Below are 15,325 nucleotides of genomic sequence, written 5' to 3' on the forward strand. Positions count from 1 at the left end.
TCTCCGGCGGCCGGGTTGGGCCGCCGGACTTGCCGATTCAAGGTTCATGCGCCCATAACCCCGGGAAAATTCGGGGAAACGCAACATGAACACCTGCTCACGAAGGGCGGTTTTCGCGGTAGCGGCGGGCGCGGTGCCGGTTATGGCGCGGGCGCAAGGCACGGCATCGGAGAACTCCTGGCCTTCGGGGCCCATCCGCGTCACCGTCCCCTTCGCGCCCGGCGGCTCCACGGATGCGGTGGCGCGCCTGGCCGCACCCGGGCTGCAGAAGGCCCTCAACACAAGCATCATCGTAGAGAATCGCGGTGGTGCCGCGGGCAGCATCGGCACCGATGCGGTGGCGAAGGCACGGCCGGACGGCCAGACCTGGCTGCTGACCTTCGACAGCCATGCGGTGCTGCCGGCCCTGGTGCCGCGCCTGCCCTTCGACCTGACGCATGACCTTGATCCCGTGACGCTGATCGGCGGCGCGCCCTATGTTCTCGCCTGCAAGCCGGACAAGCCGTTCAAGGATCTCGCAGGCGTCGTCGCCGCGGCGAAGGCGCAACCGGGTGGCGTGACCTTCGCCACGCCAGGGAACGGAACAATCGGCCATCTCGTCATGACCCTTCTGGGCAACCGCGCCGGCGTGCAGCTTCAGCATCTTCCTTATCGCGGCGGCGGCCCGGCGGTGAATGATGCGGTGGCGGGGCATGTCGATATGGTGGCCGGCAGCGCCGCGCTGCTCGCGCCCCAGGTCGCGGGCGGCACGCTGCGCCCGATCGTGCAATTCGGCCCCCAACGGCTTCCGGCGCTGTCCCGGGTGCCGACGGCCGAGGAGTCCGGCTATCCCGGTCTTCAGGCCGAGGCATGGTGGGGCGTCTTCGCCCCTGCCCGGACTCCCGCCCCGATCGTGGCGCGCTTCCATGAGGCCCTGGTGGCGGCATTCCGCGAAGAGCAGATCGCGAAGCAGATCACGGAGGGGCAGCAGGCCCGGCTCGTGCTCGCGGGACCGCAGGAACTCGGACGCTTCTTGAATGCCCAGGTCGAAACCTGGGGCAAGGTGGTCCGTGACAACAACATCAAGGCCGATTGATCCCATGACCGCCTCTCGCTTCCAGCGCCTGCCGGCCTCCGTGGTGGCCAAGTTCGCGGCGCTTCCGACCTCCTCCATCTCCGACGCGCTCGACCGGCTGGGGCTTCCCGGATCCGTGGACGGGTTGCGGCCGATGTCGCCCGGCGCCCGGATCGCCGGGCAGGCGGTGACGCTGCGCTACCTTCCCGTGGGCACGGGCGGCGGCACGGTGGGCGACTTCCTGCATCTGGCCGAGGCCGGCAACATCATCGCCATCGACAACCGCGGCCGGCTGGACTGCACGGTGTGGGGCAACATCCTGACCGAAGCGGCGAAAGCCCAGGGCCTGGCCGGCACGGTGATCGATGGCGTGAACCGCGATGTCGGCGAAAGCCGGGCCTTCGGCTATCCGATCTGGTCCCGCGCGGCGCATGCCCGCACCGGCAAGGACCGCGTGGCGCTGGAGGCGACGATGGTACCCATCGTGCTCGGCACTGTCCGTATTGATCCGGGTGACCTCATCTGCGCCGATGACAGCTGCGTTGTCGCCGTGCCCCTCGCGAAAGCTGAGGCGGTGCTGGAAGTCGCGCGGGCGATTGAGGAGAAAGAGGACGCGATCCTGGCGGATATCCGCGCGGGCGTGGACCTCGCCGAGGCTCGCCGCCGGCACGGCTACTACACCCTCCAGACCCGCGAGAAGTGATCCTGATGCGTATCGCCGTTCTCGACGACTATGCCGATGCCTTCCGGGCGGCGCCCGCCTTCACGCGGCTGGCAGGGCACGAGGTGGTGGTGTTCCGGGACACCGAGAGGAACCCAGACGCCCTCGTCGCGCGGCTCCAGGACATGGACGCGATCGTGCTGACGCAGCAGCGCAGCCCCATGCCGGCCGCGGTGATCGAGCAGTTGCCCCGGTTGCGCTTCATCAGCCAGACCGGGCGCAACACCGGCCATGTCGCGATCGATGCCTGCTCCCGAAAGGGAGTGCTCGTCTCCGCCGGTGGTGCGGGGGGGCCGGAGGCGACGTCAGAGCTCACCTGGGGGCTGATCCTGGCCGCGCTGCGCCACATCCCGCAGGAGGTGCAGCGCCTGCGCGAGGGCCAGTGGCAGGGCTCGGTGGGCATTGGCCTCAAGGGGAAGGTGCTCGGCATCTACGCCTATGGGCGGATCGGCTCGCTGGTCGCGCGGGTCGGGCGGGCCTTCGGGATGCGGGTGGTCTGCTGGGGCCGTGAGGGCAGCCAGGAACGGGCCCGGGCTGATGGCTACGAGGTGGCCGAGAGCCGGGAAGCCTTCTTCGCCGGGGCGGATGTGCTCAGCCTGCACATCGCACTGAACGACGCCACGCGCGGCATCGTCACGGCGGCGGACCTGGCGATGATGAAGCCGGGCGCGCTGCTGGTGAACACATCCCGCGCCCAGATCATCGAGTCCGGCGCGCTTGCCGCAGCGCTGCCGCAGGGACGCCCGGGCATGGCGGCGGTGGACGTGTTCGAGCAGGAACCGGTGCTGGGCGCGGCGGACCCGCTGATCGGACTGCCGAACGCCCTCTGCACCCCCCATCTCGGCTATGCCGAGCAGGGCGTGTTCGAGGCACTCTATGAGACAGCGGTGGACCAGCTTCTTGCCTTCGAGGCTGGCGCACCGATCAACCTCGTCAATCCCGAGGCGCTCCGGAAGTAGCCCGTCCGCCCTCCCAGGCGGTCCCAAGCACGGCCAGCACCCGCGTCACGCCCTCCGCGACGGTTCCGTCATTGATGACCGTCTCCACCGGCAGCCCGGGCGGAAGGGGTGCCTGGCGTGCGAGGCGGCGCGCCACGTCCTCCACCGTTTCCCGCCCGCGGGCGGCCAGGCGTGCGGCGCGCACCGGTATCGGGGCGGTGATTTCCAGGACCTGTAGCGGAAAGCGCGCGGCGGCATCGTGCAGGGCCTGGCGGGAGAGATTGGCCACGGCCACTTGGCTGGAGGAGAGAGCGGCCTCCAGGGGCTGACGCGGAATGCCGTAGAGCAAGTCATGCGCCTCCCACCAAAGGGCGAGGCTGCCCCTGGCCTGCATGGCGTGGAAGGCTTCCTCCGTGACGGCGACATGATCCTCTCCGCCAGCATCGGCGGGACGGGTGATGACGCGGCGCAGGAAGACGAAGCGAGGATCATTCGCCAGGGCCGCGCGCGCGGCATCCATCAGCGTGTCCTTGCCGGCGCCGGAGGGGCCGACAACCGCGACCAGACGACCCGTCACGCAGCCTCCCGCAACGGAGCCACTTCGACGACACGGTCGGCCACGCGGTCGCGCACCTCCAGGTCATGGAAGATACCGACCAGGGCAGCCCCGCGGGCCTTGGCTTCGGCGATGAGCGCGATCACCACTTCGCGGTTGGCCGCATCGAGGCTGGCGGTGGGCTCGTCCAGCAGCATCAGAGGAAAATCGGCCACGAAGCCGCGGGCCAGGTTCACGCGCTGCTGCTCGCCACCTGAGAAGGTCGCGGGCGGCAGGCTGTGCAGGCGGTCCGGAAGGTTCAGGCGGCGCAGCAGGGCCTGGGATCGGGCCAGCGCCATTTCCCGTGCAACGCCACGCGCCAGCAATGGGGCGGCGACCACCTCCAAAGCCGGCACGCGCGGGATGACCCGCAGGAACTGGCTGACATGGCCGATTGTGTCCCTCCGCAGCGCGTTGATCGCGCGCGGGGAGGCGGTGGCGAGGTCCGACACGCCGCCATCCGCGCGGCGGATCAGGATCGCGCCCGCATCCGCACCATAATTGCCCTGCAGCAGCCGCATCAGCGTGGACTTGCCCGCGCCCGAGGGACCGGAGAGCGCAACGCACTCCCCGGATGCCACCGTCAGGCCCGTGTCGCGCAGTACGGGGATCCGGACGCCACCTTGCAGATGCAGGGTGAAGCCCTTGGAAAGGCCTTCGGCCTTCAGCACCCAGTCATTCATGCAGCCAGCACCGAGGAAACAAGAAGTTGCGTGTAGGGATGACGCGGGTCGTCCAGCACGCGGTCGGTCAGCCCTTCCTCCACCACGCGGCCATGGCGCATGACGACGAGGCGGTGCGCGAGGAGGCGCGCGGCGGCGATGTCGTGCGTGACCAGCACGACAGCGATGCCGAGATCGCTGACAAGCCCACGGATCAGGTCCAGCAGCCGCGCCTGCACGGACACATCGAGGCCGCCGGTCGGCTCATCCATGAAGACGAGACGCGGACGGGTGACGAGGGTGCGCGCGATCTGGAGCCGCTGCCGCATGCCGCCGGAGAAGAGGCCGGGGCGGTCATCGATGCGGCTGGGGCTGATCTCCACCCGCTCCAGCCAGCGCGCGGCCTCGGCGCGGATATCGCCGTAATGGCGGGCGCCGACGGCCATCAGGCGTTCGCCGACATTTCCGCCGGCGGAGACGCCCATGCGCAGCCCGTCGCGTGCATCCTGGCGCACAAAGCCCCATTCGGTGCGGGCCAGGCGGCGCAGCGCCGGTTCACCCATACCATGCACGTCGAGCAGGGTGCCGGCCGCATCGCGATAAGCGACATTGCCGGCATCGGGCCGTGCCTCACCCGCCAGCGCGCGCAGCAAGGTGGACTTGCCGGAACCGGATTCACCGACGATCGCCAGCACTTCGCCCGGCCAGAGATCGATCGAGACCTCGTCCAGCGCCCGTACCGCCCCGAAGGAAAGCGATAGCCCGCGCGCCGAAAGAATGGGTTCGTCATCCGGCATCATGCTGCCTTCTCCGCCTGCCGGGTGCTGCAATAATCGGTGTCGGAGCAGACGAAGAGGCGGCCACCCCGGTCATCTGTGACCATTTCGTCCAGATAGGTGTCGCCCGCGCCGCAAAGGGCGCAATGGGCCTTCGCGCGAAGGGGCACGAAGGGATGGTCCTCGAAATCGAGGCTCCGCACATCCGTGTAAGGCGGCACCGCATAGAGGCGGCGTTCCCGGCCCGCACCGAAGAGCTGGAGCGCCGGGGACATGTGCATCTTCGGGTTGTCGAAGGACGGTATGGGCGAGGGCGACATCAGGTAGCGCCCGCCCACCATCACCGGATGATCGTAGGAAGAGCCGACGCGGCCATGGCGCGCAATGTCCTCATAGAGCTTCACCTGCATCAGACCGTAATCGGCGAGGGCGTGCAGACGGCGCGTCTCCGCGCGGCGCGGCTCCAGCTTGAAGAGCGGTTCGGGTTGCGGAACCTGATAGACCAACACCTGCCCTTCTTGCAGTGGCGTCTCGGGGATTCGGTGGCGGGTCTGGATAACGGTGGCTTCCACGGTGCGCTCCGTGGTGCGCAGGCCGGGCGCCACGCGGGCGAAGAAGCGGCGAATGGAAACAGCGTTGGTGGTATCGTCCGCGCCCTGGTCGATGACCTTCAGCGTGTCCTCCGGCCCGATGACGCTGGCCGTTACCTGGATGCCACCGGTGCCCCAGCCATAGGGCAACGGCATTTCGCGCGATCCGAAGGGCACCTGATGGCCGGGCACCGCCACGGCCTTCAGCAGGGCGCGGCGGATCATCCGCTTCGTACCCTCGTCCAGATAGGCGAAGTTGTAGCCGTCCGTGTTCATTCCGCGGCCTCCCGCATCGTCTCAGAGGCCATGGCGGCGCGCATGGCACGCACGGATTCCAGCTCACTCTGGAAATCCACGTAGTGCGGCAGCTTCAGATGCTCGAGGAAGCCGGTCGCCTCCACATTGTCGGAATGGGAGAGGACGAACTCCTCATCCTGCGCGGGAGCCGAAATCTCCTCGCCCAGTTCCTCCGCACGCAGAGCACGGTCCACAAGGGCCATGGACATCGCCCGCCGTTCCGTACGGCCGAGCACCAGACCATAGCCCCTGGTGAACTGCGGCGGCTCGGTGCGGGAACCATGGAATTGGTTCACCATCTGGCATTCGGTCACCGTGATGTCGCCGATCTCGATAGCGAAGCCGAGCTCCGGCGGAACGATCTCCACCGTTACCTCCCCTTGCCGCACCTCGCCGACAAAGGGGTGGTTGTTGCCGTAGCCGCGCTGGGTGGAATAGGCCATGGAGAGCAGGAAGCCCTCATCCGCCCGCGCCAGATTCTGCAGGCGCAGCGGCCTTACGGCGGGAAAGGTGATCGGGGTACGCGTTACGTCCCCCGGCTCGGCATCCGAGGGTTCCTCGGGCGCCATCAGGCCTTCCTGCGCCAGCATGGCCGTGACGCGGGCGCATTGGCTGTCCTCACCCGGATCGGCCTCCGGTGCGGGTGGCGGCGCATGTCCCTCGGCGGCCAGGGCGAAGTCCAGCAGGCGATGCGTATAGTCGAAGGTCGGGCCCAGAACCTGGCCGCCGGGCAGGTCCTTATAGGTGGCGGAGATGCGGCGGCGCAGGCGCATCGCACCCGTGTCCAGCGGCAGCGTGGCGCCGAAGCGCGGCAGCGTTGTGCGATAGGCACGCAGCAGGAAGATGGCCTCGATCAGGTCGCCCCGCGCCTGCTTGATGGCCAGTGCCGCGAGGCCGGGATCGTAGCAGGAGCCCTCGGCCATCACCCGGTCCACGGCCAGGGTGAGCTGCTCGCTGATCTGATCAGTGCCAATCTCCGGCACGGCGGGATCGCCGCGGCGCTCCTCCGCCAGCCAGGCATGGGCATTGGCGATGGCGGCCTCGCCGCCTTTCACCGCGACATACATGGGCTCAGCCCTCCTCGATCCGCAGGCTGCGCGGCAGGGCGGCAACTGCATCGCCCGCGCAAAGGATCACATCGACGCCGCGCGGAAAGCGCGCGGCATTGGCGACCCATTCGGCCAGGAAGCCATCCGGCATGCCGGTGACATGCAGATGGTGCGCATGTTCGATGCCGGGGCCTGTCAGGCGCCAGCCCGCACCCTCTTCCAACGCATCCACCTGAAGGATCAGCGTGGCGGAGGTCTGCGGGTCCTCATCCGTGCCCGCGCGCAGCGCGGCCAAACTGGGCGGGGCGCCAGCGGCCAGCACGAAATCGGCTTCGGCCGGGTTCGCCACCACCGGGCAGCCCGCATGGAAGCGCACCCATTCCGTCGCATCGGCCCCCGCATCCAGGAAGAGCGGCGTGCCGGAATCCGCCAGCGTCAGCAGCACGGCACCAGCGGCGGGGCAGAGCGGCGGGGGCGGAGCGGGTGGGCGCCGCAGGCGCTGGATGCGGCCGGGGCGGCTCATCGCCTCCAACACGGCGCGAAAGCTCGACTGCGCGTCCAGCACAGGATCCGCGAAACCAGGAAGAAGGCCGCTCATCGCATATTCGCCATTGTCATGAACCGCACGCGCGTGGCGGCGGCCTTGCGCGCCGTCTCGGCGCGAGCTTCGGCCTGGACGGCCGCAAGGGGTGACACCACGGCCTGCATCAGCGCCGGGCGGCGGGCCGGATCCTGCAAGGCGGCGTCCAGCACCGCTGCCAGCTCCGCACCGCGCAGGTCGCGGCCGGCGAGATAGGCATGGCCCACCCTGCCGTCCTCCAGCCGCACGGCGCAGCGCGTGACCGTCATCTCACCGAGGTTGAACGGGGCGCCATCGCCGCCAGCACGGCCGCGCAGCATGCTCAGGCCGATTTCCGGGCCGCGCAGGCGGGTATGGGGCGGCAGCGGCGGAGCGGCCTTCAACCGCGCCTCGATCATCGCGGAACCGGCACGGGCCAGAACGCCCATCCAGTGCCGGCGCTCCTCATTCATCGCGTCGCTCATGCGGCCTCCGCCATCGCGTCGTTGCGGCGGCCGGACCAGCCGTCGGAATGGATGATCCGTCCCTCACGCCACACCGCCCGCACGCGGGGGGCGGTGCCTGTGTCGTCCAGCAGCACGAGATCGGCTCGTTGACCCGGAGCGATCGAACCGCGGTCGGCCAACCCGGCGGCGCGGGCGGGATTCCACGTCACCAGTGCGACCGCCTCGTGCAGGGGCAGCAGCCCGTCCCGTACCCAGGCGAGCACCGCAGGCAGCATGGCGCCCTGGTGGTAGTCGGCGGCCAGCGCATCCAGCAGCCCGGCCTCCATGATGGCGCGCGCGGTGGTATTGCCGGTCATGGAGGCACCGCGCAGCGCGTTGGGCGCGCCCATCAGCGTGGCCATGCCCAGGCGCCGCGCTTCCGCAGCCGCCTCCAGGGTGACCGGGAACTCGCTGATACGGGCGCCCAACTCATGCATCAGCCGGACCTTCTCCGGCGTGTCGTCGTCATGGGAGGCGATGGGCAGCCCCTGCGCGCGGGCCAGGGCAGTGACGGCGCGCGCGACCTCCCAGGCGCGGGGAGCGGCCATGCGCTGACGGGCGCGAGCCTCGGCGGCCGCGGCATCCTCGCCATAAGCGTGAGTCTGGTAGCGAATATATTGTTCGATGTCGCGATATTGGCCCTGGCCGGGCGTGTGGTCGGTCAGAGAGACGAGTCCGACCAGCCCGCGCGCCAGCAGGTCGCGCAGCACGGGCTCGGCCCGCGGGTTTGTCACCTCGAAGCGCGCATGCACGCGCAGGTCCACACGGAGGCTCTCCCGCAGCCCTGCCACGGCCTCGATCACGCCGCGCGCGCGTTCCTCGGTGCGGATCTTCTTCGCCTTGCCTTCCGCGAAGGAGAGACCGGCATAGGCGGTCGTGACTCCAGATGCGGCGAGGCGGCAGTCCAGTTGCGCAATCGCGATATCCAGCGGGAAGGCAGCATCGGGGCGCGGCTCCACTTCCTTCTCGATCATGTCGCCATGCAGATCGATCAGGCCGGGAATGAGCATCAGGCCAGCGCCATCCAGGGCGGGGCCGCGCGGTGCACCCTCCACGATCTCGACGATGCGGCCTCCCTCGATCCGGATGGCTCCGGGCGCCACCACGCGGTCCGGCAGAACCAGCCGGAGGTCAGCGATCCACATTTGGGTTCTCCTCACGCGTAGTGTGGTCGACCGAGAGCTGCACGCGCTCCCCGGCCCAGACGGTTTCGGAACAGGCGATGGGTATGCCGGCCGTGTCTGCATCCACCTTGCGGACCACCAGCACGGGCTGCGAGACCGGCTGGTCGAGCAACTGCGCCTCCTCGGCGCTGGGCAGGCGAGCCAGGACGGTGCTGGCGATGCGACGGTAGTCGTGCAGGCCATAGGTCGCGAGGATGGCGCTCGCCCCCTCCCCCATCTCCCAGGCCGCGACCATCCCTGGGAAACGGCGTGCGGGGTAATGGGCGTCGGAAAGGTTCACCGGCACGCCATCGGCCAGGCCCAAGCGGCGCACACGGAACACCGGCTCGTCCGGTGGCAGGCGCAGGGCCTCCGCGACCGCGGGCGGCGCTGGCAGCTCCATGGCGCCGAGCGCGCGGCCAGAGGGCTCACGCCCCTGCTCCAGCAGGTTCTGCGAGAAACGCGTGCGTTCGGAGAGGCGATAATCCAGCACCGGCGCCTCGCGCACATAGGTGCCGCTACCCTGGCGGGTGCGGACCAGGCCTCCGGCTTCCAGCGCCGCGACAGCACGGCGGATGCTGTGGCGGCCGGCGCCGAAGCGGGCCATCAGCGCGGGCTCGGTCGGCAGGCGCGCGCCGGGGGCGATCCGGCCGGTGCGGATCTCGGCGGTCAGGGCTTCCCGCACTTCCTGCCAGCTGCGGGCGCCAGGGGGGATCAATGTCGTCACGGGTGGCATCTTAGGCCGCCACGAATTCATTCGGATGACTTCAGTCTGACAATTCTGTGACACTCCGGCCGGACGGAGGCGGCCCGCCCCCTGGACAGGCCGGCCGCAGCCGATCCATCCCAGCCCATTCACGCAGGGCGCAGAGCATGAAGATTCCGGAGCTTCCCTTCACCATCACCGACTGGACCGCGGTCGAGCCCACGCGGCACCCCGGCGAAACCGGGCACGCGCTGTGGCGCACCCTCAATATCGGTGACCTGCGCGTGCGGGTGGTGGACTATTCCCCGGGTTACCTGGCCGATCACTGGTGCGACCGCGGCCATGTTCTCTACGTGCTGGAGGGCGAGTTAGAGACGGAGCTGAAGGATGGGCGCCGCTTCCTGCTGAAGCCCGGCATGAGCTACCAGGTCTCGGATTTCGGCGATGCCGCGCACCGGTCCTCGACCCAAAGCGGCGCGAAGCTTTTCATCGTGGACTGAAGTCAGGGGCGCGGAGCAGGGGCTCCCATATCAGGCTACAACCGCCCGCTCGGCATGGTGGCAGGCCTGAATGGTGAAGCTGGTTTAACTGACCTCCTCGCGACAGCCTCAAGGCGTGGCGAGGGTGGGTGCCCGGATCGGCGCCGCGCCGGGCGCCATCTCCGCCGCGAGTGGCTCGGCCTCCCCGACCAGGCGGCTGCGCCGCTCCAGCGCGCGGTCCAGCCAGCCCGCCTCCGTGCTGGGCTGGGAAGCCAGCAGCAGCTCCGTCGTAGGGTGCCAGGGCGGGGCGAGCACATCATCACGGCTGCCGGATTCGATGATCCGTCCGCGTTCCATCACCACGATATCGTCTGCGATGCTGCGCACCACGCCCAGGTCATGGGTGATGAAAAGATAAGACACACCGCGCTCCCGCCGGAGTTTGTCCAGCAGGTTCAACACCCCCTCTCCCACCAACGGGTCGAGGGCGGAGGTGACCTCATCACAAAGGATCAGATCCGGCTCCGCCGCCAGGGCCCGGGCAATGGCGACGCGCTGCTTCTGCCCGCCGGAAAGGGCAATCGGGCGGCGCTCGGCCAGTTCGGGCGCTAACTCCACCGCCGCCAGCAGCGCAGCCACGCGCCGGCGCACCTCCGCGCGGCCAGGGTTGAAGTAGAAGGCGATGGGGCGGCCGATGATGTCGCCCACGGTCTGCGCCGGGTTCAGCGCGGTGTCGGCGGACTGGAACACCATCTGCACCCGCCGCAGAACATCCCGGCCGCGCTGGCGCAAGGCCGGGGGCAGGTTTTCGCCAGCAAAGGTGATGCTGCCGGTATCCGCCGCGTGCAGCCCGGCAATGACACGGGCCAGGGTGGACTTGCCACTGCCGGATTCACCCACCACGGCCAGGGTCCGGCCCTTCCGAACCGTCAGATTAATGTCACTCAGCACCCGCAACGGGCCATAGCTGGCCTGGAGGTTTCGCACGGTCAGAATCGGCGGTGCCGGCGTCGGATCACGCGGAGAGGCCGGCTGGGTGCCAACCTGCAGCAGGCTGCGCGTATAGGAGCTGGTGGGCCGCTCGACCACGTCGCGGGCCGCTCCCTCTTCCACCAGGGCACCATGTCGCAGCACCATGATGCGGTCGGCGATCTGCGAGACGATGGCAAGGTCGTGGCTGATATAGAGGGCAGCCGTGCCCTCCTCCCGGATGGCTTTCCGGATGGCGGCGAGCACGCCGAGCTGGGTGGTCACATCCAGCGCCGTGGTCGGCTCGTCGAAGACGATGATCTTGGGCCGGGGCGCCAAGGCCATCACTGTCATGGCGCGCTGGAGCTGGCCGCCGGAAACCTGATGCGGGTAGCGGCCGTAGAATCCGATTGGATCCGGCAGCCCCAGGCGCGCCATCAGATCAATGATGCGTTGCCGCCGCTCGGCCGCAAGGGATGCGTCGAAGCGACGTAGCACCTCGTCGATCTGCGCCCCCAGCGTGAAGGACGGGTTGAAGGCCGCCGCGGCGGATTGCGCGACATAGGCGACGCCGCCGCCACGCACCTGCCGAAGGACGCGAGGCGCGGCGTGCAGCAGGTCCTGCCCGTCAAAGATTACCTGGCCTTCGGCGGCATGGCAGCCCCCGCGCATATGGCCCATTGCCGCCAGGCCGAGCGTGGACTTGCCAGCGCCGGATTCCCCGATCAGCCCGAGCACCTCGCCCGGGCAGAGGTCCAGGCTGATGTTCCGCAGCAGGTCGGTCGAACCCTTCCTGCCCGTGGCGCGGATGGTGAGGTGACGAATCCTGAGGATCGGTTCCGCCACGGGTCAGCTCCTCCGCCCGGCACGGCGGCCGGAGGTCGCCACAAGCCAATCCGCGATCTGGTTCACGCTCAGCGCCACCACGGCGATGCAAGCCGCCGGCACGATCGGCGCGGGGAGACCGAAGCCCAGGGCCGGCGCGTTCTCGCGCACCATGCCACCCCAATCCGCCTGGGGCGGCGGCACACCGAGGCCGAGGAAGCTGAGCGAGGAGAGGAAGAGCAGGGCGAAGACGAAGCGCAGCGCCAATTCCGCCACCAGAGGGACAAGGGCGTTGGGTGCGATTTCCCGCATCAGGATCCAGCCCAGGCCCTCGCCACGGAGCCGGGCGGCGGTGACGAAGTCCTCCGTCATGATCTCCATGGCCAGGGCGCGGGCAAGGCGGAAGACGCGGGGTGCCTCAAAGACCACCAGCACCCCGATCAGGACGGGGATGGTGTTTCCAAGCAGCGCCACAACCAGGATGGCCAGGATCAGCGGCGGCAAGGCCATGATGATGTCCATCAGCCGCGAGATCACCGAGTCCACAAAGCCGCCCACAAAAGCGGCGAGGAGGCCGAGGCCGAGCCCCGCGAGGAAGGACAGGACCGCCACCGCCGAGGCGAGGGCCAGGCTGAGTCTTCCGCCCTCCAGCAGCCGCGACAGCAGATCACGTCCGAGTTGGTCGGTGCCCAGGAGATATTGCGGCCCAAAGGGCTCCCAGGGTTCACCGGAAATTTCCCGGATCTCGGCGGGCACGATTCCGGGCCCGGCCAGAACGGACAGGGTGACAACGAGAAGGATGAAGGCCGAGAGCAGGATCGGCCATTGGCGCAGCGAGGCGCGGGCGATGGCGATCATCGGGGGTGCCTCAGGCGCGGGTTGGCGAAAGCGGAGACGATATCCGCCAGGACATTCAGCCCGACATAGGTCACGCCGAAGGAGAGGCCGCAGACCAGGATGACATTCATGTCGTGCTTGGCAACCGAATCCACCATCCACTGGCCCAGGCCGGGATAGGTGAAGACCACCTCCGTCACCACGATGCCGACAACCATATAGGCCAGGGCCAGCGCCACGACATTGGCGATGGGGCCGATCGCGTTGATCAGCGCGTGCCGCAGCACGACGGCGGCGCGGGAGGCGCCCTTCAGCTCCGCCATCTCGATATAGGGTCGGGACAGGATGGAAATGATGGCCGCTCGGGTGATGCGCAGAACATAGGCTCCGATTAGGCAGCTCAGGGTCACGGCCGGCAGAAAGCCGCGATGCAGGCGCTCCATGAAGCCCATCTCCGGCGTTACGGAGGAGAGCACGGGAAACCAGCCTAACTGGAGAGCGAGGATGCTGAGCAGCGCGTAGCCGACGAAGAATTCGGGGAAGGAGATGGTCGCCAGAGATCCCAGGGAGATAGCGCGATCGAGAAATCTGTCCCGATACAGCGCCGCGAGAAGGCCAAGCCCTACTGCAAGGGGCATCGAGATCACCGCGGCATAAGCCGCAAGGAACAGCGTGTTCTTCGCCCGCCAGGCAAAATCGGGCGCTACCGGCCGTCCGTTGATGATGGATATGCCCAGATCGCCCTGCGCGGCTTTGCCCACCCAGTCCAGGAAACGCTCATGGACCGGGCGATCCAGCCGGAGCGCGACGCGGAGATTATCCACGGCTTCCTGTGTCACGCTCTGGCCCAAAATCGTGCGGGCCGGGTCGCCCGGGATCAGCTCCACCCCGCCAAAGAGGAGCACCGCGATTACAGCGAGGGTCGCGATGCCTTCGATCACGCGGCGCATGATCAGGCGCGGGAGAGTCATAGCTCGGCCCCTTATCACTCAAATAACTCGGGACAGGGAGCAATGCCCTGTCCCGGCGAAATCATGCATCAACCGAGCCAGGCGCGCTCGGCGATTCGGCCGCCCGCCAACTCCATATTCGGCGCAACCAGGTCGCCACCGACGCTCTTCTTGGCGGCGTCGATGAAGCTGTTGAACAACGGGATCATCACCCCGCCGTCGTCGCGCAGCATGGACTGGCATTCGGCATACATGGCGGCGCGCTTGGCCTCGTCGAACTCCGTGCGGGCCTTGACCAGCAGCTCGTCGAAATGCGGGTTCTTCCAATGCGCCTCGTTCCAGGCTGCGGTGGAGGAATAGCCCGTGCTGAGCATGATGTCGGTGGTGATGCGGCCCGTCCAGTAGGACATGTGGAAGGGCTCCTTCAGCCAGATATTGCCCCAGTATCCATCGGGCGGCTGGCGCTCCACGCTGATGTTCATGCCGATCTTCTGGGCCTGGGCTTGCATCAGCACCGCCATGTCGATGGCGCTGGAGAAGACGGCGGTCGAAGTGTGCAGGGGAACAGTGCCGCTGAAGCCGGACTTCTGGAAGTGGAACTTCGCCTTGTCCAGGTCCATCTCCCGCTGTGGCAGATTGGCATGGAAGGGCATGGCTGCGGCAATCGGGTGATCATTCCCAAGCGAGCCGTAGCCGCGGAGGATGCGGTCCAGCAGCTCCTTGCGGTTGATCAGGTGCTTGAAGGCCAGGCGCAGGTCCGGGTTGTTGAAGGGCGCCATGTCCGCGCGCATATTCACGGTGTAGAAGCCGTAGCCCTTCGCGATCGAGGACTTCAGCGCCGGCGCCGCCTCTACCAGCCGCACTGTGCGCGGATCGAGGCGGTTGATGATATCCACCTCACCGGATTGCAGGGCGCTCAGACGGGCGAGGTCGTCATTGACGACGGTGATTTCCACCTCGTCCACATGGCCGCGGCCGGACTTCCAGTAATTCGGGTTGCGCTTGCCATGGAAGCGCACGCCCGGCTCCCAGGCCTGAAGCACATAGGGACCGGTGCCCATGCCCTTATGCGAATTGTCGCCGTCCGGAACGATGGAGAAGTGGTAGTCGGACATCAGATAGTGAACGTCCAGCGAGCCCGTCTTGTGGACGATCTCGATCTGATACTTATCGAGCTTCGAGATCGACTCCAGGTCCCGCATGAGCGCCAGCGCGCCCGAGCGGGAGCCTTCGGCGCTGTGCCGGCGCAGGGAGAAGACGACGTCATCCGCCGTCATCTCCTTTCCGTTGTGGAAGGTGACACCACGGCGCAGGTTGAACACCCAACGCTTCGCGCCTGGCCCAACCTCCCAGCTCTCCGCCAGCTCCGGGACCGCCTTTCCGTTCGGGTCGATCTCCACCAGCGTGTTGAACAGCGTGTAGTTCACCGTCCGCTCATTCGGGGAGGCGAAGGTCGGCGCGGTCTGGTCCAGCGTATTGGCCGTTTGCCCACCGCCGAGGCCGATGCGCAGCTTGCCACCACGCTTGGGGGCCTGAGCCTGCGCGAAGCCCGGCAGACTGGCCGCGACGAGCCCCGCCGCCCCGAACTGCAAGAGGTTGCGCCGTCCGAAGCCCGGCCCCTGACCAGTCACCGCCATTGAAAACTCCCC

At 68.2% G+C, this 15,325-nt stretch carries 17 protein-coding genes; 4 read left to right on the forward strand and 13 right to left on the reverse strand.

Going from position 1 to position 15,325, the window contains the following annotated elements:
- Nucleotides 1-85 precede the first annotated feature (85 nt).
- The 3 genes from ACO1BU_RS09065 to ACO1BU_RS09075 are packed head-to-tail and all read left to right on the forward strand — an operon-like array spanning nt 86 to nt 2,734.
- Nucleotides 86-1,075, forward strand: coding sequence for a Bug family tripartite tricarboxylate transporter substrate binding protein (locus tag ACO1BU_RS09065; RefSeq protein ID WP_424135606.1), 990 nt, complete (start codon nt 86-88; stop codon nt 1,073-1,075).
- Nucleotides 1,076-1,079: 4 nt separating this feature from the next.
- Nucleotides 1,080-1,757, forward strand: coding sequence for an RraA family protein (locus ACO1BU_RS09070; RefSeq protein ID WP_424135607.1), 678 nt, complete (start codon nt 1,080-1,082; stop codon nt 1,755-1,757).
- Nucleotides 1,758-1,762: 5 nt separating this feature from the next.
- Nucleotides 1,763-2,734, forward strand: coding sequence for a D-2-hydroxyacid dehydrogenase family protein (locus ACO1BU_RS09075; RefSeq protein ID WP_424135608.1), 972 nt, complete (start codon nt 1,763-1,765; stop codon nt 2,732-2,734).
- Here the strand turns inward: ACO1BU_RS09075 and phnN are convergent.
- From phnN to phnF, 9 genes are read right to left on the reverse strand one after another with little or no spacing between them, the layout of a single operon-like run.
- Complete coding sequence (gene phnN, locus ACO1BU_RS09080; RefSeq protein ID WP_424135609.1) at nt 2,709-3,290, reverse strand: phosphonate metabolism protein/1,5-bisphosphokinase (PRPP-forming) PhnN; 582 nt, start codon at nt 3,288-3,290, stop codon at nt 2,709-2,711. The genes ACO1BU_RS09075 and phnN overlap by 26 nt on opposite strands.
- On the reverse strand, nt 3,287-3,991 hold the full coding sequence (gene phnL, locus ACO1BU_RS09085; protein ID WP_424135610.1) for a phosphonate C-P lyase system protein PhnL: 705 nt from the start codon (nt 3,989-3,991) through the stop codon (nt 3,287-3,289). The genes phnN and phnL overlap by 4 nt, the downstream gene beginning before the upstream one ends.
- On the reverse strand, nt 3,988-4,770 hold the full coding sequence (gene phnK / locus ACO1BU_RS09090; protein ID WP_424135611.1) for a phosphonate C-P lyase system protein PhnK: 783 nt from the start codon (nt 4,768-4,770) through the stop codon (nt 3,988-3,990). The genes phnL and phnK overlap by 4 nt, the downstream gene beginning before the upstream one ends.
- Nucleotides 4,767-5,612, reverse strand: coding sequence for an alpha-D-ribose 1-methylphosphonate 5-phosphate C-P-lyase PhnJ (locus ACO1BU_RS09095; protein WP_424135612.1), 846 nt, complete (start codon nt 5,610-5,612; stop codon nt 4,767-4,769). The genes phnK and ACO1BU_RS09095 overlap by 4 nt, the downstream gene beginning before the upstream one ends.
- Nucleotides 5,609-6,700 (reverse strand): carbon-phosphorus lyase complex subunit, encoded by a 1,092-nt coding sequence (locus ACO1BU_RS09100; RefSeq protein ID WP_424135613.1) that lies wholly within the window; start codon nt 6,698-6,700, stop codon nt 5,609-5,611. The genes ACO1BU_RS09095 and ACO1BU_RS09100 overlap by 4 nt, the downstream gene beginning before the upstream one ends.
- 4 nt (nt 6,701-6,704) lie before the next feature.
- Nucleotides 6,705-7,280, reverse strand: a complete 576-nt coding sequence (gene phnH / locus ACO1BU_RS09105; protein ID WP_424135614.1) for a phosphonate C-P lyase system protein PhnH — start codon at nt 7,278-7,280, stop codon at nt 6,705-6,707.
- Nucleotides 7,277-7,726 carry a phosphonate C-P lyase system protein PhnG gene (gene phnG, locus ACO1BU_RS09110; RefSeq protein ID WP_424135615.1) on the reverse strand — a complete coding sequence of 150 codons (450 nt, stop codon included), beginning with the start codon at nt 7,724-7,726 and terminating at the stop codon, nt 7,277-7,279. Before phnG ends, phnH begins: the two co-directional genes overlap by 4 nt.
- Nucleotides 7,723-8,892 (reverse strand): alpha-D-ribose 1-methylphosphonate 5-triphosphate diphosphatase, encoded by a 1,170-nt coding sequence (locus tag ACO1BU_RS09115; RefSeq protein ID WP_424135616.1) that lies wholly within the window; start codon nt 8,890-8,892, stop codon nt 7,723-7,725. Before ACO1BU_RS09115 ends, phnG begins: the two co-directional genes overlap by 4 nt.
- On the reverse strand, nt 8,879-9,637 hold the full coding sequence (phnF, locus tag ACO1BU_RS09120) for a phosphonate metabolism transcriptional regulator PhnF (protein WP_424135617.1): 759 nt from the start codon (nt 9,635-9,637) through the stop codon (nt 8,879-8,881). Before phnF ends, ACO1BU_RS09115 begins: the two co-directional genes overlap by 14 nt.
- A gap of 146 nt (nt 9,638-9,783) precedes the next feature.
- Between phnF and ACO1BU_RS09125 the strand changes: the two genes are divergently transcribed.
- A complete protein-coding gene (locus tag ACO1BU_RS09125; RefSeq protein WP_424135618.1) occupies nt 9,784-10,116 on the forward strand; it encodes a DHCW motif cupin fold protein in 333 nt (110 codons plus the stop codon).
- 108 nt (nt 10,117-10,224) lie between these two features.
- On the opposite strand, the gene ACO1BU_RS09130 is transcribed toward ACO1BU_RS09125, so the two are convergent.
- The 4 genes from ACO1BU_RS09130 to ACO1BU_RS09145 form a co-directional block, all read right to left on the reverse strand.
- Entirely contained in the window at nt 10,225-11,910 is a 1,686-nt protein-coding gene (locus tag ACO1BU_RS09130) for an ABC transporter ATP-binding protein (RefSeq protein ID WP_424135619.1), read from the reverse strand.
- A 3-nt stretch (nt 11,911-11,913) separates the two neighbouring features.
- Nucleotides 11,914-12,747 carry an ABC transporter permease gene (locus ACO1BU_RS09135; protein ID WP_424135620.1) on the reverse strand — a complete coding sequence of 278 codons (834 nt, stop codon included), beginning with the start codon at nt 12,745-12,747 and terminating at the stop codon, nt 11,914-11,916.
- Entirely contained in the window at nt 12,744-13,697 is a 954-nt protein-coding gene (locus tag ACO1BU_RS09140; RefSeq protein ID WP_424135621.1) for an ABC transporter permease, read from the reverse strand. Before ACO1BU_RS09140 ends, ACO1BU_RS09135 begins: the two co-directional genes overlap by 4 nt.
- Nucleotides 13,698-13,765: 68 nt before the next feature.
- On the reverse strand, nt 13,766-15,313 hold the full coding sequence (locus ACO1BU_RS09145) for an ABC transporter substrate-binding protein (protein WP_424135622.1): 1,548 nt from the start codon (nt 15,311-15,313) through the stop codon (nt 13,766-13,768).
- Nucleotides 15,314-15,325: the final 12 nt, after the last annotated feature.

This window comes from Roseomonas chloroacetimidivorans (assembly GCF_049629625.1).
GTDB lineage: Bacteria > Pseudomonadota > Alphaproteobacteria > Acetobacterales > Acetobacteraceae > Roseomonas > Roseomonas chloroacetimidivorans.